This is a genomic window from Mesorhizobium sp. M0909 (genome assembly GCF_040319515.1).
In the GTDB taxonomy this organism is placed as follows: domain Bacteria; phylum Pseudomonadota; class Alphaproteobacteria; order Rhizobiales; family Rhizobiaceae; genus Mesorhizobium.
In genome coordinates, this window is sequence record NZ_JAMYOA010000004.1 from 362673 (window position 1) to 380338 (window position 17666).

The window sequence follows — 17666 nt, forward strand, 5'->3', positions numbered from 1 at the left end:
TGTCAGCCTCCTGTCTTGGGCGATATGCCCGGCTCGGGGCGATCGGCCTGGGGACCGGGCGCGGGCGGAACGCCCTGCGTCGCGATTTCGTGGAAAAGGTCCGGCTCGACCGAGCGATAGGTCGAAGGCGGCACGTCGATGCTCTGTCCGGCTAGTTCCTGGTAGCTGGCCTTGTCGAGTGCCTGTCCCTGGCTTCGCGCCGAATTGACGAACGCGTCGAAGGCATCCGCTGCGACGGCATGCAGCACGAATTGCATGCCTGGAAAACCGTCGCCGCTGAAATGGGCCGACCGCCCATAGAATTCGCCGGGCTGATCCGCCTGCAGGTGAAGCTGCGTCGTCATGCCGTTCATCGTGTAGATCATACCGCCGAGCTGAGGCACGAAGAACGCATTCATGACGCTTGCCGAGGTGAGCGAGAAATGCACCGGCCTGCCCGCCGGCACCACAAGCTGGTTGATGCTCGCGACATTCTGCTCGGGGTAGATGAACAGCCATTTCCAGTCGAGCGAGACGACCTGCACCTCGAGCGGCTTTTGCTGGGAATCCAGCGGCTTCATTGGATCGAGGTCATGCGACCCGATCCAGATGATGCCGCTCAGAAACAGGATGACGAGGATGGGGATCGACCAGACCACCAGTTCGATGCGCCCGGAATAGGCCCATTCCGGCAGGTACCGCGCCCTTGTGTTGGTTTCCCGGAACCACCAGGCAAAACCGAGCGTCGCCAGGATCGTCGGGATGACGATGGCCAGCATGATGGCGACCGAATTGAGCAGGATCGTCCGCTGCGCGGCGCCGACTGGTCCTTGCGGGTCGAGTACGCCGCCCTGGCAGCCGGCAAGCAGCGCGGCAAGCAGCATCGTCGCGCCGACGCGGCCAACACGGATGGCCGCACAATTTCGAACGATCGCCCTCAGCAACATGAGATCTCGCCGTGTCCTGAAACCGATTGGAACGTTGCAGGCAGCGTGGCTGCCAACCCCGAATGTGCGCGCCGGTGTGCTCCTGGCGACAGTTTCTTCACGCACGGGGCCCCGGCTCGCAGAACCACATGCGGCGGATGTCATCGTTAAGCGGTCGACCTGTCGAGAACCCCTCCAAATCCTAAAAACCAGCGGCAAATCCCAAGCAACCAGAGCCAAATCCTAAGAAAACCAGAACCAAATCCCTAAGAAACCAGAAACAGTACCCAGATCGAAGTTATCGCCAGAAACGTGGCGAATGCCAAGGCGGCAAACCGGTTCATGGCCGCGCCCATAGTTGGTCCATTTAGTCCGCTCCCTGCGACGTGGCTGCTGATTCCAGTGATGCCGCTCTGGAGGGCTGCGCCAACCGAACGAATGTTCGTCGCGAAAGTTCCCAAAAACCTAGATCCACCGCAGCCTTTGGTTGCAGCGCACGGCGGCAACGCGATGCGAACCAGGGGCGGCTGGGCGGCTTTCTGCCAAACCGGAAACGAGTTCGGCTTTGCGTATGTAAAAACTACTTGTGTAGGTGAAAATAGTTGCTACTAATCGGCTGGGCCGGCGCATGGGCGGCTCTGGGAGGAATTTCGGCATGACAAGACTGCGCGGCCTCGCGTGGGATCACCGACGCTGCTGGGGTCCGCTCGAGGCCAGCATCGGGCCGTATTGCGCCGCCAATCCCGGTCTTGAGATCGAATGGGACCGCCGCAGCCTCTATGAGTTCGGCGAGGGCGCGCTTGGTCCGGTGCTCGGCGCCTATGATCTTGTCGTGTTCGATCATCCGTTCATCGGCGATATTGCCGAAGGCGGGCTGATGGTGCCGTTCGATTTGTCGGCTGAGCAGCGCCGCGGCTTCGAACGGGATTCGGTCGGCGCATCCTGGCAATCCTACGCGAGGGACGGGCGCCAATGGGCGTTGCCGATCGATGCTGCCTGCCAGGTTGCCTCGTATCGCCCTGATCTACTGGAGCGCTACGGTTCGTTGCCGCGCAGCCATGACGAGGTGCTGGAGCTCGGCCGGCGCGCCTTGAAGGACGGTAAATGGCTTGGGCTGCCGTTGGTGCCGACTGACGCCATGTGCCTGCTTTTGACGCTCGGTGAGCCCCGCGAAGACGGCGACGAGTTCATTGCTGGGGAAAAAATCGAGCAGGCCGTCGGGCAGTTGCGCCAGCTTGCGGCGCTGTCGCACCCGAACTCGCCGAAATGGAACCCGATCCGCTGCTACGATCATATGATCGCGCATGACGACGTGGTCTACGTGCCGTTCGCCTTCGGCTATGTGAACTACGCCTCCAGGGCAGACAGGCCGTATCTGCGCTTCGCCGACGTGCCGACACCGCGATCCGCCGGCGCCTTGCTTGGCGGCGCCGGCATCGGCGTCAGCGCTCAATCGAAACACAAGCAGGCAGCCATCGATTACGCGCTGTTTCTGTGCTCGCCCGGCTATCAGCGCGGCGACTACGTGAAATCCGGCGGACAGCCGGGATCGCTGGCGGCGTGGCAGGATGCCGAGGTCAACGCTCTCTCAGGCGGCTTCTTCGCCTCGACGCTGGCGACGATCGAAGCTTCCTATCTGCGCCCGACCCATCCGGGCTTCATCAGCTTCTTCCGCCAATGCGCCCCTCACGCCGCGGCGGCCATCACCGGCGAATTGCCGGCGGCGGAGCTCGCGAACCGGCTGAACCGGCTCTATCGCGAGACCAGGCATGGCCAGCCGCAACGGAGCGTCGCGTAATGGCCACCGATATTGCCAAGATCGCCGACGAAGGCGAAAGCGGCCGCAACGGCTACCGCGTGCCTGCTGTGGAGAAGGCGCTCGACATCCTGGAATTCATGGCTGCCGGCGGCGAGCCGCTGACCCAGACCGAGATCGCCACCGGAATTGGGCGCTCCATTCACGAGATCTACCGCATCCTGCTGCTGCTGGAGAAGCGCGGCTACATTTTCCGGACGCAATCGGACCGCTTCCGCCTGTCGCTGAAGCTGTTCGAACTGGCGCATATGCATCCCCCGGTGAACCGCCTGGTCGAATGCGCGCTGCCGGTGATGCGCGGCCTGGCCGCCAATGCCGACCAGAGCTGCCATCTGGTCGTCCGCGAAGGCGAGAGCGCACTGGTCGTGCTGCAGATCGATTCGCCTTTGCCGATGCGTTATTCGGTTGCCCTTGGCTCGCATTTCCCGATCCTCGAAACGAGTTCCGGCGCGGTGCTGCTGGCGCATTCGAGTCGCGCCGAGCGCGACCGCATCGTCGAGCGGATCGTCGCTGCAGGCGAAGGCCAAGGCAGCCGGGCGGAAATCGAAGCGCGGCTTAACGAAGTCGCAAGGCTCGGCTATGAAATGCGCGCCTCGCTGGCTGTCGAGGGCTGCATCAACATCTCGACGCCGGTGCGCGACCATACCGGCGCGGTCATTGCCGCGCTCACCGTCCCGTTCCTGCCGCAAAAGGCCGCGCGCTTCGATCGCAGCACCGTCTTTGAGCGGACCAAGGCGGCGGCCGAGACGATATCGGCGGCGCTGGGCGCGGGCGAAGCTGCCGCCTCTTCACGTGCCGACCCGGAACGGCGGGACTATCCGTTCAGCAACTGACAAGAAATACAAGGGAGAAGAAACATGAACTGGTCCAAATCGATGCTGTTTGCCTCGGCGGCCGTGCTGGCTCTGAGCGCCGCCACGGCACAGGCCGAAAACATGCCGAAGCGCATCGGCTACGTCACCAACTACGCCACGCATGAGTGGTATCAGAACGTCATTAAGGGCATGCAGGCCCGTGCCAAGGAACTCGGTATCGAGCTCGAGGTGCAGGACGCCAATCTGGACGTCGCCAAGGAGGTCTCCGCCGCCGAAGATTTCATGGCCAAGGGCGTCGACGTCCTGATCATCACGCCCGTCAACGAGGAAGGCGTCGTGCCGCTGCTGCGCCAGGCGAAATCCAACAACGTTCCGGTCGTGCTCGAAGGCAATCCGGTCAAGGGCATGACCACAATGGTCGCGATCTGCGACTACGACACCGGCTACACCGCCGGCGTCGAAGCCGGCAAATACGCCAAGGAAAAGCTCGAAGGCAAAGCCAAGGTGATGAATGTCGGCCTGCCGCTGCTGTCCGCCACCGTCCTGCGGTCGCAGGGTTTCATGGACGGCCTGAAGACCATCATCCCCGACGCGGTCATGGTCCACGACCTCGACGGCGGCGGCAGTCCCGATCGCGCACTCGAAGTCTCTTCGGCGGCTCTTGCCAAGAACGCCGACATCAACATCATCTACGGCATCAACGATTCCTCCTCGCTCGGCGGCCTTCAGGCCTGGAAAGCGGCCGGCAAGCCGCAGGACGGCCTGTTGACTGTCGGCACCGGCGGCGAAGGCCTCGCCTTCATCAATGCGATGCAGAACGAGCCGTCCTACCGGATCGAGGCCGCGATGTTCCCGGAAAAGGAAGGCTACACCGCCATCGATGCAGCGGTTAAGCTCTTCAACGGCGAAGAGGTGCCGGAACACATCGTCAGCCCGACCGCGCCGATGAACGGTGACGACTGGAAGAAGTTCTACGACTACGATGGCACCACACGCAAAATCAAATGGGATGCCGTCAATGCGCTTCAGCCACCGGAAAAATGCATGAAAACTTCCGCCGATCTGAAGAAGTAATTCCGGGTAGCCCTTCCCGCACGGCGGGAAGGGCAGCGGATCGGATATGCTGACGGCAAAACAGGGCAACCGTCCTGTTTTGGCCGGCAGGCTTCGAAACGGCGACGGCACCGATATGGGCCCGGAGATGAAATGGACATGAGCGAGCTTACGCAATCCTCTGCGCCAAGGCGTTTCATCGGCGGCCAGCTGCTGGGCAGCAGCCAACTGGTGCTCGGCGTGATCCTGGCCGTGCTCTGCATCGCCATGTCGATTGCGGCGCCGCAATTCTATTCCGAGGCCAACATCATCGCCATCCTGCGCCAATGCGCGCTGGTGCTGATCGTTGCCTCCGGCATGACGATGCTGATCATCACCGCGGAAGTCGACCTGTCGGTCGGTGCATCGCTGGCTTTTGTCGGCTGTATCGGCATGGCCGTGCTCAATTCAACACACAGCCTGACGCTCGGCCTGCTGGCGGCACTCGCCTTTTCAGGCGCGGTCGGTCTGTTCAACGGGCTGGTCGTCACCATGCTCAAGGTGAACTCGCTGATCGCCACCATCGGCACCATGATGATGCTGCAGGGCGGCGTCTATCTGTTCACCCGCGAGGCGGTGCAGAACCACCACCGACTTGCCGGCTTCACCGATCTCGGCGCCGGCTATATCGGCGCGATCCCGCTGCCCGTGGTCGTTGCCGCGGTGATTTTCGCGCTGGCCGCGGCAACGCTGCGCTTCACCACGCTCGGCCGTTATCTCTACGCTGTCGGCGCCAACGAGCGCGCGGTTCGTCTCTCCGGCGTGCGCTCGCAACGCTTAAAACTCTTCGCCTTCGTCGTCACCGGCCTCTGCGTCGGCATTGCCGGCATGATCCTGTCGTCGCTGATGAATGCCGGCCAGCCGACCGCCGGCCGCGGCTTCGAGCTGACGGTTATTGCCGCGGTCATCCTCGGCGGCACCGGCCTGCTTGGCGGCCGCGGCTCGCTGCTTGGCACGTTGCTGGGCGTGCTGGTGCTGAAGGTCATCGACAACGGCATCATCATCCTCGGCTGGAACCAGGATCTGCAGATGGTGGTGCCCGGAATCGTCATCATCCTGGCGACCTATCTCGACATCGTGCGGAACAGATCCAATGTCGGTTGATTTCCTTCACCCCGCCGAAACCGTGGCTGTCGATAAAAGCGTGCCGGCGCTGGAGATGCGCGGCATCGGCAAGCGCTTTCCCGGCGTGGTGGCGCTGGATAACGTCGATCTGACCCTGGAACCCGGCAAAATCCATGCCCTGATGGGCGAGAACGGCGCCGGCAAGTCGACGCTGATCAAGATCATGGCCGGGGTCTACGGCAAGGACGCCGGCACCATCCGCCTGCGCGGCCGCGAGGCCGACATCGAGTCGCCGCGCGACAGCCTGAAAGAGGGCATCAAGGTGGTGTTCCAGGAGATCGCGCTGATCGCCGAATTCAGCGTCGCCGAGAACATCTTCCTCGAAGGCTATCCGACCGGCAAAGGCGGCTCGATCGACTGGAAGAAGATCCGTGCCGATGCGGCCGCTCTGTTCAAGCGTATCGGCTTCAACATCGACCCGGCGGCGCGCACGGGATCGCTGCCGGTCAGCCAGCAGCAGATGGTCGAGATCGCCCGCGCACTCGCCCATGAAGCACGCGTCGTGGTGATGGACGAGCCGACCTCCTCGCTGACGCCGAACGAGGTCTCGCTGCTGTTCACCGTCATCCGCCGGCTGGCCGCGCTCGGCATCGCCGTGCTCTATGTCAGCCACAAGCTCGACGAGGTCTTCGAGATCGCCGACACCGTGACCGTATTGCGCGACGGCCGTCACGTCTCGACCAGGCCGATCGGCGAGCACACCAACGATACGCTGATCCAGGACATGATCGGTCGGCGCATCGAAAACCTGTTCCCGCGCAAGCGCGGTGCACCAGGCAGCAAGGTCGCCCTTTCCGTGCAAGGACTTAGCACGGCGAAGAAGCTGAAGGACGTGTCGTTCGAAGCGCATGCCGGCGAAGTCCTCGGCTTCTTCGGCTTGATGGGGGCGGGCCGGACCGAGCTCGCCAAGGCGATTGTCGGCTTCGATCCGATCACCTCCGGCACGATTTCGGTCGATGGCAGCCCGCTGCTGCCGCACGACACGCACACCGGCGTCCGGCTCGGCATCGGCCTGCTCACCGAAGACCGCAAGAGCGAAGGGCTGATGGGCGAACTGCCGGTCTACCAGAATGCCAGCCTCGCCTCGCTCGGCGCCTTCGCCAGGATGGGCTTCGTCGATAAGGCAAGCGAACGCAAAGCGGTGCAGGACTATGTCGACCGCTTCCGCATCAGGACGCCGAGCTTGTTCCAGCAGGTCAAGAACCTGTCGGGCGGCAATCAGCAGAAAGTGCTGATCTCGCGCTGGCTGATGCGTGGTCTCAAGGTGATCGTCGTCGACGAACCGACCCGCGGCATCGACGTCGGCGCCAAGTCGGAGATTTTTGCGCTCATCGACCGGCTCGCCGGCGAAGGCCTGGCGGTCGTCATGATGACGTCCGAAATGCCCGAGCTGCTGGGGCTTGCCGACCGCATCGCGGTGATGTGCGAAGGCTGCCTCACCGCTATCATGTCCCGCGACGAGGCCACGCAGGAGAATATCCTCAATGCGGCGATCGGCTAAGACGATGACGCTTCGCAAAGGGACCAAGTGATGAGCCTGGCAAGCACCGACACCACGGAATCTGGGCCGTCCATGCTGGCGCGGCTCGTCGCACGGCAGGAAGTGGCATTGCTCCTGTGCCTCATCCTGGTGATCGCGTTCTTTTCCTTCACCGCCGAGAATTTCTTCTCTGTGCGCAACATCACCAATGTGCTCGGTCAGGCTTCGCTAGCACTGACAGCCGGCATCGGCTGCGCCATCGTCTTCATCTCCGGCGAGGTCGACATCTCGATCGGCTCGCTGCTGGCGACCATCGCGCTGCCGCTGATCATCATCATGAACGACACCAACTCGCTTGTGCTCGGCATCAGCGGCGCGTTGCTGTTCGGGCTGATCATCGGCGTCGTGAATGGTTATCTGACGGCCTATGCCGGCATCAACTCGCTGATCGTGACCCTGGGCACGATGTTCATCATGCGCGGCGGTGTCTACCTCTACACCGGCCAGCGCGCCATCCCCGACGATGCAGCGCTCGACAGCTTCATCGCGCTGTCGGACGGTCGCCTGTTCAACGTCGTTCCCTATTCGGCTGTCATTGCCATCGTTCTGCTCGCCGTCTTCGCCTACGTGATGCAGCACCGGCCGTTCGGGCGGCAGATCTATGCCGTCGGCGGCAATCCGGAAGTGGCACGGCTGGCAGGCTACGACGTGCGCCGTGTCAAGTTCATCTGCTTCATCATCAGCGCGCTGCTGGCAACGGTAGCCGGCATTATCCTGGTCGCCCGCGTCGGCTCGGCGCAGCATACGGCCGGGCTGAATTTCGAGTTCCAGGTCGTCGCCGCCACCGTGCTCGGCGGGGTGAGCCTTGCCGGCGGCATCGGCAGCCTGACCGGCATGGCGCTCGGCGTGCTGATCCTGCAGTTCCTGTCCAACGGGCTGCGCGGGCTCGGCCTGCCGACCGAATGGCAATTGGTCATCACCGGCATGATCATCATTGCCGCCGTCGCTTTCGACGAAGCGAAGCGCCGGCGCGCCATTGGAGTCTGACATGGATCGTCTCAAAGGGAAAACCGCAATCGTCACCGGCGCCGCCGACGGCATCGGCCATGCGATCAGCGAGGCAATGGCGCGTGAGGGCGCGCACGTCTTCCTCGGCGACATCGATGATGAGAAGGGCGAAAAATTCGCAGCCGAGCTGCGCGCCGCCGGCCACCGCGCTGACTACATCCATTGCGACGTGGCGGAGGAGGCCGACATCGCCGCCCTGGTAGACGGCGCCGTCGGCAAAACCGGCCATCTCGACATTCTGGTCAACAATGCCGCCATCGCCATTGGCGGCATGCCGGTCCATGAGATGACCGACGAGCAGTGGCACCGGCTGATCGCGGTCAACCTGACCAGCGTGTTCCGCGGCTGCAAATATGCGCTGCCGCACATGATCGCGCAGAAATCCGGCTCGATCATCAACATGGCCTCGGCGCAAGGGCATATCGGGCTCGACGGCTGGACCGCCTATGCCGGCGCCAAGGGCGCGGTGATGGCGATGACGCGTCAGATGGCTGTCGAGTTCGGCCCGCTCAACATCCGCGTCAACTCGATCTCGCCCGGAACCATCAACACGCCGATGAACGACAAACTGGTCAAGGAGATCGGCGGCAATCTCGCCAAGGCCTGGGTGAAAATGCATCCGCTTGGTCGCATCGGCAAACCGTCCGAAGTGGCAGAAGCCGCCGTCTATCTCGCCTCCGACGCCGCCGGCTTCACCACCGGTACCGACCTGCGCATCGACGGCGGCCTCACCGCGGCACCCCGCTACGTACCCGACCTGCTTTGACAACCAATGAGACAAAAATGAACAAGGCCCTCGAAGGCGTCCGCATCCTCGATTTCAGCCATCTGCTGCAGGGGCCGTTCGCCACGCAGCTACTCGGCGACATGGGCGCCGACGTCATCAAGATCGAGCGTTCAGGCGCCGGCGACATGTTCCGCGGCATGACCTTCTTCGCCAAATGGGTCGGCGGCTCCGAAAGCCCGAATTTCCTCGCCTGGAACCGCAACAAGCGCTCCATCGCGCTCAACCTGAAAAGCCGCAAGGTGCATGCCATCATCATGGACATGGCCAAGAAGGCGGACGTGGTGGTGCAGAATTTCCGCCCCGGCGTGCTCGCCAGGCTCGGCTATGGCTACGAGGATTTCAAGGCGGTCAACCCCGCCATCATCTATTGCTCTGGCTCCGGCTATGGCGAGGAAGGCCCCTATGTCGAGCGTCCCGGTCAGGACATGCTGATCCAGGGGCTGTCCGGGCTGATCTCCAACACCGGCCGCGGCGATCAGGCCCCTGTTCCGGCCGGTGCCGGCCTCGCCGACCAGATCGGCGCCATGAACATGGTCTACGGCATATTGTCGGCGCTCTACTATCGCGAGAAGACCGGCAAGGGCCAGAAGATCGAGGTCAATCTGCTGGCCGGGATGCTGGCGCACCTCAATCAGGAATATGTCGCCGTGCTCAATCTCGGCGAGGATTTCGTGCGCCCGAATTCAGGCATCGGCCACCCCGGCATGCAGGCGCCGTTCGGTATCTACCAAGCGAAGGACGGTGGCTATGTGTCGATCGCCATGAGCCCGTTCAAGACGCTGTATGAAGTGCTGGAGGCGCCGCAGCTTGCTGTCTACGATGATCTGAAGACGCTCTTCGACAAACGCGACGAGGTGTTCGACAAAGTCAACGCCGAAACCAGGAAGTTTGCCACGCAGGACCTGCTGCCGCGGCTGCTGGCAGCCGACATCTGGTGTGCCGAGGTGAAGGACATAAGGCGCGCAGCCGAGGACCCGCAGGTCAAGCACTTGGGCATGATCACCAGCTACGATCATCCGCGCGGCGGTAAGGTCAGGGTGGTCGCACCGGCGGTCAAGATGAGCGAGACGCCGCCCACCATAGAGCGGCCGGCGCCGCTGGTCGGCCAGCATGGCCGCGAGATACTGGCCGAGTTCGGCCTCTCCAGCGGCGAGATTGCAGCGCTTGAGGCGTCCGGCGACATGACCGTGGATGCTGTCTGACGATGAGCGTGTACCAGACACTCAGCTTGGAAATATCCGGGCGCGTCGCAGTCGTCACCTTCCGGCGCGCCGATCAGCTCAACGCAATGAACCGGCTGATGCAAAGCGAGATCACCGATGTTTTCGAGGCGCTGTCAAGGGATGACGGGATCGGCGCGACCGTGGTGACCGGCGAGGGGCGCGGCTTCATGGCCGGCGCCGACATCAAGGAATACGCCGCCCAGACAGCTGCCGAGTTCGACGTCTTCCAGACCGCCGGCACGCGCATGTATGCGGCGATCGAGCAGAACCGCAAGCCGGTCATCGCCGCGGTCAATGGTTTTGCGCTCGGCGGCGGCATGGAGCTGGTGCTGTGTTGCGACATCGTCATCGCCAACCAGTTCGCAAAGCTCGGCCTGCCCGAGATCAAGCTAGGGCTGGTCCCAGGCGGCGGCGGCACGCAGCGCAGCGTCCAAAAGCTCGGCCGCAACCGCGCCAACCTTTTGCTGATGACCGGCGCCATCGTGCCGGCTTCCGAGTTCGTCGGCGCCGGGCTGGTCAACGAGATCGTCGACGCCGAAAGGCTGATGCCGCGGGCGCTGGAACTCGCCGGCATGATAGCCGCCGAACCGGCTGCCGCGATCGCGGCATTGAAGGCGCTGACAGCGCACGCCGTGTCGGGCGACTTGGCGGAAGGCCTTGCCATGGAGCGCGACGTACTGGGCCGGCTTTATCGTAGCGAGACCGGCCAGCAGCGGGTGAAGGCGTTCGCCGAAAAAAGTGCCGCGCGGGCGAAGGCTGGGCAATGACATCCCTGGTCAAGCCGAACCGGCCGCGCTTCACCGATGTCGAGGGCCTGGCGGCGATGGTCGGCGGCGGCGATGTCTTCGGCGTCGGCGGGCATCATTTTGCCCGGCTGCCGATCGCCCTGCTCCGCGCCATCGCCCGCTCGGGCGTCAAGGGCCTTCGCTATGTCTGCTGGGCCGGCGGCCTGCCGCTCGAACTGCTCCTCGAAGCGGATGCCGTGGCGGAGATCGACATCTGCTTTTCCAGCCTCGACATTTTTGGCTTGCCGCCGCGCTTCCGCGCGGCCGCCGAGACCAATGCCGTGCCGGTCCGCGACTGGACGGCGCTGGCCATGATCCAGGCGCTGCGGGCGGCGCAGCAGAACCTGCCGTCGATGCCGTTTCAGCTTCCCGAGGGCTCGGACATGCTGGCGCGCGTGCCGGGCGCGATCGCCGTGCCAGATCCCATTGCCAGAACCGAGATCGGGTTCATACCGGCCTTGCGGCTCGACACGTTCGTCGTCCATGGCCAGCGCGCCGACGAGAGCGGCAATGTCCAGATCATCGGGCCGCGGGCGCTGGATTCGCCATGGCCGGCGCGGCGCGCCAGGTGCTGGTCACGGTTGAGGAAATCGTCCCGGTCGGGGCGCTGCGGCATGACGGCCGGCAGAGCATTTTGACCCGCAATCAGGTGTCGGCCATAGCGCTGGCGCCGGGCGGCGCCTATCCCGCTTCCTGCCTGCCATTCTATGTGACGGATTATCAAGCGTTGGCGGGGGCGTTCGCGGTCAAGGAAATACCTTTGTCGGACAGCCTGAGCATGCCTTCGGAAGGCGTGCCGGAGCGGGTTCAAGATGCTGCAAAAGTCCGGGCTGAGACAGTCCTCGCCATGCCCGGGCTCGTGCACGGTGAAAAGCAGGCGTGCATCGACGAGATCATCGCCGCCCGCATCGCCGCCGAACTCGACAATGCGAGCTTTGCCAGTGCCGGCGCGGTGTCGCCGCTGGCCAATGTCGCCTATCGGCTGGCCAAAGCGACGCACGCGCCGGACATGATCATCGCCACCATGAGTTGCGGCCATCTCGACATCGCGCCGAGCCCGATGATCCTGTCGCTGATCGAAAGCCTCGATTGCGAAACGGCGGTGGCGCATGCCGGCGGCGACGACACCTATTCGACCTACTACCAGGCCGGCGCAGTGACGCATGAGATCGTCGGTGCCGCGCAGGTCGATCGACGCGGCCGCGTCAACACCATTGCGCTGCGCAAACGCGATGGCAGCGCCATCCGGCTGCCCGGGCAAGGCGGCATGGCCGATGTCGCGAACATGCACCGCGATTATCTGCTCTACGTCCCCCGCCATTCCGTGCAGTCGCTGGTCGAGACGGTCGAGATCGCCAGCTCGGCGCGCGGACTGTTGACGCAGGCCGAACGCGAGCCGATGGGCTACCGGACCGGCGCGGCATTGCTGTTCACCGACCTTTGCGTGTTTCGGCTCGACCGGGAGAGCCGGCAATTGGTCGTCGTCGAGACGATGCCGGGCGTGACCCGCCGGCAGATCCAGGATGCCACCGGCTTTGCTGTGATATTCGATGCCGATTGCCGAGAAGTTCCGCTGCCCTCGAACGAGACGCTCGACATCCTGCGAAACCGGATCGACCCGCTCGGCCTGCGGCGACTGGAATTCGTCAGCGCCAAGGCGCGTGGCGCGCTGATCGCCGAGATCCTCGCCGCCGACCGCATCATGGTCGAGCGCTGCATCGCCGCGCAGGCCGCAGGAGGCTGAAGGTCCCATGGCAAAGCCGTTGCTCGAACTGTCGGCCGCCAAGGTCTTCTTCGACGGCATCTTCACCAACCCGCGCGTCGCGCATCCTGAAGGCGTGGCCATCCATCGCGACGGCTCGATCTGGTGCGGCACCGAAACCGGCGACCTGTTGCGGCTGGCCGCCGATGGCAGCTCGGTCGAACGTATGGGTGGCACGGAAGGCTTTCTGCTTGGCATCGCGTTCGATAGCGCAGGCAACTGCTTTGCTTGCGATCTCAGACATGCGGCGGTCTTTCGCTGGGATGCCGCGACGGCTGATATGGCGCGCTTCGCTTCGGCCGGCGTCCGCGTGCCGAACTATCCCATCGTCGACGAGGTGCGCGGCTGGCTCTACGTTTCCGACAGCCTCGGCGAAGACAACCGCTCCGGCATCTTCCGCTATGATTTGCAGACCGGCGAAGGCGGCCTGTGGTGCCGCGAGGCCATGGCCTTCGCCAACGGCATGGCGTTGGCGCCGGATGGCAATGGGCTTTACGTCGTGGAAAGCCATGCGGCCTGCGTCAGCTATGTGCCGATCCGTGCCGACGGCACGGCAGGACCTCGCCAGCTCGTCGTGGACGGCGTGAACAACGTCCCCGATGGCGTCGCCGTGGCGCCGGACGGTTCGCTGTTCATCTCGTGCTACGAGCCGAGCCGCATCTATCGCTGGCGACAGGATAGCGGGCTCGAGGTGCTGATCGAGGATCCGGCGGCAACCACGCTCGCCCATCCCACCAACATCGCCTTCAAGGGCGACAAGCTCTACACCGCAAATCTCGGCCGCTGGCACATTACCGAAATCGACTTGACGGCGATTCCATAGATCTGGGCAGCGGCGGCGCCCTATGCCAGGCGGCCGTGACTGGAGCGGATGCGCAGCACCTGCACCCTCGACGGCAGCTCGATCAGGAACTCTTCGTCCCGCTCCAGATGGTGGATCCTCGTCGGATCGCCGCCGGTGAACGCCGCCATCGCCTCGACATTTTCCCAATAGGAGATCGTCACGAATTCCGAATGGCTCGGCGTGTCCTCACGAAAGGTTTGCACGCCCAGTGCCTTCTCGATCAGCGGCTTGATGCCGGCTTCGTAATTGTAATGCTCATAGGCATCCGCCTTTTCAGGCACGGTTCTGCCGCGCCAGACACGGGCGATGGTCGGGGTTTTCTCCGTAATTTTCTCTGTCATGGCAACGAATCCCTGCTGGTCTGATTGGTCCGCCGGCGTTCGAAGGCCAGCCAAGGAACGGATCTCCCCGGCTGGCAGCCTGGTATCCCATTGCCAGCGACTTTTCATCTTCCCCGGCCGACATAGGTGGCGCTGCCCGGCTAGGCCTCTTGCCGACCGGTGGGAGACTTACTCCTGATCCTCGGCGCCGCCTCCGTGGAAGAAGGACCGGATTTCCTGCATGTCGACGCTGCCGTCACCGTCCTCATCGACGGCGTTGAATATCCGCCCGACGAAATCCTGGACTTCGGTCTGGGAAAGCGCGCCATCGCCGTCGGCATCTACTATGGCGAACATCATTCGCATCCTCGCGCCGTGCATCCCGCGTCCCATGCCACCGCGGCCTCCCGTCTCCCAATCTCGGTCAGGCGGGCCCATCCTGTAGTCGTGATGCCAGCGGTCGCGACCGCGCCGTTCCGCCCGGGGCGCGCGATCCTCTTGCATTCTCTCCTCCAGCATCTCGGTCATCATCTGGCGCATCATATCGCGCATGGCATCCTGGCTCTGCCCGCTCATTCCGGGCGCCGGAGCTGCGGGCGCGGGCGGGCTCGTCTGGCCGAATGCCGGCGCGGCCAACATGGCCAGAGCCGCGGCAACTACAGTGGTTTTGCTTGCGAGCGTCATCGTAATCTCCATCGGTATGAATTGGTGGCTGCTGCATCCAAGCCAAACCGGCTGCTCGCCTCATGGTTCCTGGTCAGTCGGCTCGACCGCGCAAAAGTCCGCCTGGTCGCGGCAACGAAAGCCGCTTGCCCACGTTGCCGTTGATGCGAAGCTCCACCAGGAGGAAAAAATGGCCGACGATAAGAGCAAGCGAGATTTCCGCGACCGCGATCGCGTTTCGGCGGAAGACGACCGTGAAGTCGAGTATTTTGCCCAGCAGAACGGCATCACCGCCGACCAGGTCCGCCAGCTGATCAAGAGCTTCGGCAATGATCGCGGCCGCCTGGTCGAAGCCGCGAAGGCGTTGCGAGGGATTTCACCTGCCGGAGCCGACGAGGTGACCAGGGAAGCCCGCCAGCAGGCAACACCCATGCATCTCGGTAAACCCGACGAGTGATGCCAGGCAGCTGCTCTGCCGCTGCCGCAGGCGTCAGAATTTGCGGCTCAGATAATCCGAGCCGCGCAGCCCGAACCGCCACTCGGCATCGACAGCCTTGGAAATGCCGATCCGGCGGCCTGTAAGAATGGCGCTGGCGTCGCCCGGCTGCCTGAATTCGAATGGCGGCACGTCCAGCGGCAGCCCGTCATGGGATTTGTCGATTGCCAGCGCCTGACAAAGGCGACCCGGTCCCGAACAAAGCAGCCGGGGGTCGTCAACGCCGCGATTAGCCCGCATAACCTCCAGCCCGGATTGCGGTTCGATTGCGCGGATTAGCACGGCACTGCCGGGCAGGCACACGGCATTGAGGCACCAGTGCAGGCCATAGGAGCGATAGACATAGGCGCTGCCTGGGGTGCCGAACATTGCGCCATTGCGCACCGTCCTGCCACCGAAAGCATGCGAAGCCGGGTCATCGGGGCGATAGGCCTCGGTCTCGACGATGATGCCGCCAACGCCGTGCAAAAGCAGCGTCGCGCCAATCATGTCGCGCGCCACGGTGGTGGCGTCTCGGGCAAAGAACTGGTGGTTCGTGGTCAACGTGCACCGGACTGATCGCGCCTCAACCTGGCGCGTCAGCAAGTTCCCGGACCGGAAGCAAAATGTCCAGCCACTGCGTTGTATTCAGCGCAGCATGGCTGCGCCGATGAAAACCGTAGCGGCCAGCACGACGATGGCGGCAATCACCAGCACTGGCCCATATCTGCTCGGTTGGACGTTGGGCTCATCCTTCAGCGGACGCATCGCATTGGCATAGCTCGCCTGGTTGGTGAACTTCGGCGTTTCATGGCGCGCGGCAGGGCTCTTCGGCGGAACACTGCCGGCCGATTCCGCGTCCGTCTCCATGGGAGCCGCGGCTGGGTCGATCCCCGGTGTCTTATCCCCTCCGCGCCCGGCGTCGATATCGCCCCGCGCTTGAGCCGGGCTTCGCCCAACAGGTGCTGCGTCGGTCATCGTCGAGGTCCTTTCAGAGCATCGGCCTCAAGCATTCTAACCTGCGTCTCATTTCAAAGTTCCCCCGTTTCAAAGTTCCCCCTTCTTAAAGTTGTCCCTTCTTAAAGTTCCCCCTTCTTAAAGTTCCAACAAGCGGAAACCGCCTAGGCCCGCTTACAGGAACAACCGGCGATCGAGCGGGTTGAGCAAGCATTGGGGGGAGCAAGATGGACTTGGTGCGCCACGCGCCTACATGCGCGGCAGTTCGACAACGGGCCCCAGCGAGCGCGCATGATCTACTTCACCGCCGACACGCATTTCAGCGACCCGCGCATTTTGCGCATCGATCGCCGCCCGTTCGGCTCGCTGGCGGAGCATGATCGGGCGCTCATTGCGTTCTGGAACGAGACTGTCGGCCCGGACGACGAGGTCTGGCACCTCGGCGATTTTGCCAAGGGCTCGGCGTCCTTCGTGTCGTCGCTGCTGTCGTCTCTTCATGGCAGCAAGCACTTGATCATCGGCAACAACGATGCTGCGGCCACCATTGACGCGACGGGTTGGGCGAGCACGCAACACTACAAGGAGCTGACGCTGGACGGCAGCCTGCTGATCCTTTGCCACTATCCTTTTCGCACCTGGAACCAGATCGGCCGGAGGTCGATCGACCTGCATGGCCATTCGCACGGCCGGCTCACCCCCGTCACACGCCAGTATGACGTCGGTGTCGACAGCTGGGATTTTCGTCCGGTCACGCTTCCCACCATCCTCGCCAGCCGCGGCCGCCGGCCGGCGCGGGCAAAACCCGGCTGAAGGCGGCTGGCCGCAACCGGAACCTCTGCGGAGCTGAGGCGTTCGAAAAATTGCAAGGCGTAAAGGCAACGGCAATGGCTAAAAAGCTCACGACAGGCGCGAACGACCGGCCGCGCAATGAAACCATCGGCCAATCCGGCGAAGGCCTGCCGGACGATAGCAGCAGGCCGCTCGAGGTCGACGAAGGCTGGGTCGCCCGGTTGAGAAACAAGCTGCAGGGCAAGCCCCGGCAAGCCGCTCAAACCAACATGGACGAGGTTCCGGCAGGCGTCCCCGGCGCTGGCGAGAACATTTGCCGCCGCTGTGCAGGGTCAGGCATGATCGACGGCCGGACCTGCCCCGAATGCGGCGGAACCGGCAAGGTGACGACGCCGATAGGCTGAGGCTAGAGCAATTCCAGGAAAAGTATGAAACGGTTTTCCGTCCGGAATTGCGTCAAAAAAAAGATAGACCGGTTCTGCGTTTCCGTGAAACGCAGAACCGTCCAGCACGGTCAGATCGCCGGCACCCACTTCCAGAACACGCCCTCCTTGCGGTCGGGGTAGTGCTTGAAGTCGCATTCGAAGCGCCAACCGTAGTTCTTGGCGGCGGCAAGCGCCTCCTTGCTGACCGGGTTCATGCCGGTTCCCGGCGCAAACCAGTCCTCCAGCAGGTCGTCAGGTATGTAGGCGCCGATCCTCAATGGCAGCTTTTCGAGAACGACATCCATTTCGGGCGGTGCGGGCACGGGGCGCTCCCT

General features: G+C 63.6%; 21 protein-coding genes. 15 read left to right on the forward strand and 6 right to left on the reverse strand.

From position 1 onward, the window contains the following. Nucleotides 1-2: 2 nt before the first annotated feature. Entirely contained in the window at nt 3-926 is a 924-nt protein-coding gene (gene cyoA, locus NKH83_RS08510; RefSeq protein ID WP_352476956.1) for a ubiquinol oxidase subunit II, read from the reverse strand. A gap of 634 nt (nt 927-1560) precedes the next feature. On the opposite strand from cyoA, the gene NKH83_RS08515 reads away from it, so the two are divergent. The 12 genes from NKH83_RS08515 to NKH83_RS08570 all read left to right on the forward strand — a co-directional run bounded on the left by NKH83_RS08515 (nt 1561) and on the right by NKH83_RS08570 (nt 13681). Next, nucleotides 1561-2703: an ABC transporter substrate-binding protein gene (locus tag NKH83_RS08515; RefSeq protein ID WP_352803230.1), complete on the forward strand. Its 1143-nt coding sequence runs from the start codon at nt 1561-1563 to the stop codon at nt 2701-2703. Then, on the forward strand, nt 2703-3554 hold the full coding sequence (locus tag NKH83_RS08520) for an IclR family transcriptional regulator (protein WP_352803233.1): 852 nt from the start codon (nt 2703-2705) through the stop codon (nt 3552-3554). The genes NKH83_RS08515 and NKH83_RS08520 overlap by 1 nt, the downstream gene beginning before the upstream one ends. 24 nt (nt 3555-3578) lie before the next feature. Then, nucleotides 3579-4610 carry a sugar ABC transporter substrate-binding protein gene (locus tag NKH83_RS08525; protein WP_352803237.1) on the forward strand — a complete coding sequence of 344 codons (1032 nt, stop codon included), beginning with the start codon at nt 3579-3581 and terminating at the stop codon, nt 4608-4610. Nucleotides 4611-4748: 138 nt separating this feature from the next. Further along, a complete protein-coding gene (locus tag NKH83_RS08530; RefSeq protein WP_352803239.1) occupies nt 4749-5732 on the forward strand; it encodes an ABC transporter permease in 984 nt (327 codons plus the stop codon). Continuing rightward, on the forward strand, nt 5722-7254 hold the full coding sequence (locus NKH83_RS08535; protein ID WP_352803241.1) for a sugar ABC transporter ATP-binding protein: 1533 nt from the start codon (nt 5722-5724) through the stop codon (nt 7252-7254). Before NKH83_RS08530 ends, NKH83_RS08535 begins: the two co-directional genes overlap by 11 nt. Before the next feature lie 30 nt (nt 7255-7284). Then, the gene (locus NKH83_RS08540; RefSeq protein WP_352803244.1) at nt 7285-8280 is read left to right on the forward strand and encodes an ABC transporter permease; all 996 of its coding nucleotides are present in this window, start codon (nt 7285-7287) and stop codon (nt 8278-8280) included. Nucleotide 8281: 1 nt separating this feature from the next. Further along, the gene (locus NKH83_RS08545; protein ID WP_352803246.1) at nt 8282-9067 is read left to right on the forward strand and encodes an SDR family NAD(P)-dependent oxidoreductase; all 786 of its coding nucleotides are present in this window, start codon (nt 8282-8284) and stop codon (nt 9065-9067) included. Between the two features lie 17 nt (nt 9068-9084). Next, nucleotides 9085-10290 (forward strand): CaiB/BaiF CoA transferase family protein, encoded by a 1206-nt coding sequence (locus tag NKH83_RS08550; RefSeq protein WP_352803249.1) that lies wholly within the window; start codon nt 9085-9087, stop codon nt 10288-10290. 2 nt (nt 10291-10292) lie between these two features. After that, nucleotides 10293-11078 (forward strand): enoyl-CoA hydratase/isomerase family protein, encoded by a 786-nt coding sequence (locus tag NKH83_RS08555; protein ID WP_352803250.1) that lies wholly within the window; start codon nt 10293-10295, stop codon nt 11076-11078. Next, nucleotides 11075-11734, forward strand: coding sequence for a CoA-transferase (locus NKH83_RS08560; RefSeq protein WP_352803253.1), 660 nt, complete (start codon nt 11075-11077; stop codon nt 11732-11734). The genes NKH83_RS08555 and NKH83_RS08560 overlap by 4 nt, the downstream gene beginning before the upstream one ends. Continuing rightward, on the forward strand, nt 11644-12840 hold the full coding sequence (locus tag NKH83_RS08565; RefSeq protein WP_352803255.1) for a CoA-transferase: 1197 nt from the start codon (nt 11644-11646) through the stop codon (nt 12838-12840). The genes NKH83_RS08560 and NKH83_RS08565 overlap by 91 nt, the downstream gene beginning before the upstream one ends. 7 nt (nt 12841-12847) lie before the next feature. Further along, the gene (locus tag NKH83_RS08570; RefSeq protein WP_352803258.1) at nt 12848-13681 is read left to right on the forward strand and encodes an SMP-30/gluconolactonase/LRE family protein; all 834 of its coding nucleotides are present in this window, start codon (nt 12848-12850) and stop codon (nt 13679-13681) included. Nucleotides 13682-13701: 20 nt separating this feature from the next. On the opposite strand, the gene NKH83_RS08575 is transcribed toward NKH83_RS08570, so the two are convergent. Further along, nucleotides 13702-14043 carry an antibiotic biosynthesis monooxygenase family protein gene (locus NKH83_RS08575; protein WP_352803261.1) on the reverse strand — a complete coding sequence of 114 codons (342 nt, stop codon included), beginning with the start codon at nt 14041-14043 and terminating at the stop codon, nt 13702-13704. A 168-nt stretch (nt 14044-14211) separates the two neighbouring features. Beyond that, nucleotides 14212-14706 carry an EF-hand domain-containing protein gene (locus tag NKH83_RS08580; RefSeq protein ID WP_352476969.1) on the reverse strand — a complete coding sequence of 165 codons (495 nt, stop codon included), beginning with the start codon at nt 14704-14706 and terminating at the stop codon, nt 14212-14214. A 169-nt stretch (nt 14707-14875) separates the two neighbouring features. On the opposite strand from NKH83_RS08580, the gene NKH83_RS08585 reads away from it, so the two are divergent. Then, nucleotides 14876-15142, forward strand: coding sequence for a DUF3606 domain-containing protein (locus NKH83_RS08585; RefSeq protein WP_352476970.1), 267 nt, complete (start codon nt 14876-14878; stop codon nt 15140-15142). 33 nt (nt 15143-15175) lie between these two features. On the opposite strand, the gene NKH83_RS08590 is transcribed toward NKH83_RS08585, so the two are convergent. Both NKH83_RS08590 and NKH83_RS08595 read right to left on the reverse strand, forming a co-directional pair. After that, nucleotides 15176-15724 carry a DNA-3-methyladenine glycosylase gene (locus NKH83_RS08590; RefSeq protein WP_352803264.1) on the reverse strand — a complete coding sequence of 183 codons (549 nt, stop codon included), beginning with the start codon at nt 15722-15724 and terminating at the stop codon, nt 15176-15178. A gap of 84 nt (nt 15725-15808) precedes the next feature. Then, nucleotides 15809-16138 (reverse strand): hypothetical protein, encoded by a 330-nt coding sequence (locus NKH83_RS08595; protein WP_352803267.1) that lies wholly within the window; start codon nt 16136-16138, stop codon nt 15809-15811. Nucleotides 16139-16408: 270 nt separating this feature from the next. On the opposite strand from NKH83_RS08595, the gene NKH83_RS08600 reads away from it, so the two are divergent. Both NKH83_RS08600 and NKH83_RS08605 read left to right on the forward strand, forming a co-directional pair. Beyond that, nucleotides 16409-16927 (forward strand): metallophosphoesterase, encoded by a 519-nt coding sequence (locus tag NKH83_RS08600; RefSeq protein ID WP_352800919.1) that lies wholly within the window; start codon nt 16409-16411, stop codon nt 16925-16927. 74 nt (nt 16928-17001) lie between these two features. Next, a complete protein-coding gene (locus tag NKH83_RS08605) occupies nt 17002-17310 on the forward strand; it encodes a hypothetical protein (RefSeq protein WP_352803356.1) in 309 nt (102 codons plus the stop codon). A gap of 110 nt (nt 17311-17420) precedes the next feature. Here the strand turns inward: NKH83_RS08605 and NKH83_RS08610 are convergent, their stop codons facing one another. Then, nucleotides 17421-17654, reverse strand: a complete 234-nt coding sequence (locus tag NKH83_RS08610) for a hypothetical protein (protein ID WP_254815811.1) — start codon at nt 17652-17654, stop codon at nt 17421-17423. Nucleotides 17655-17666 lie beyond the last annotated feature (12 nt).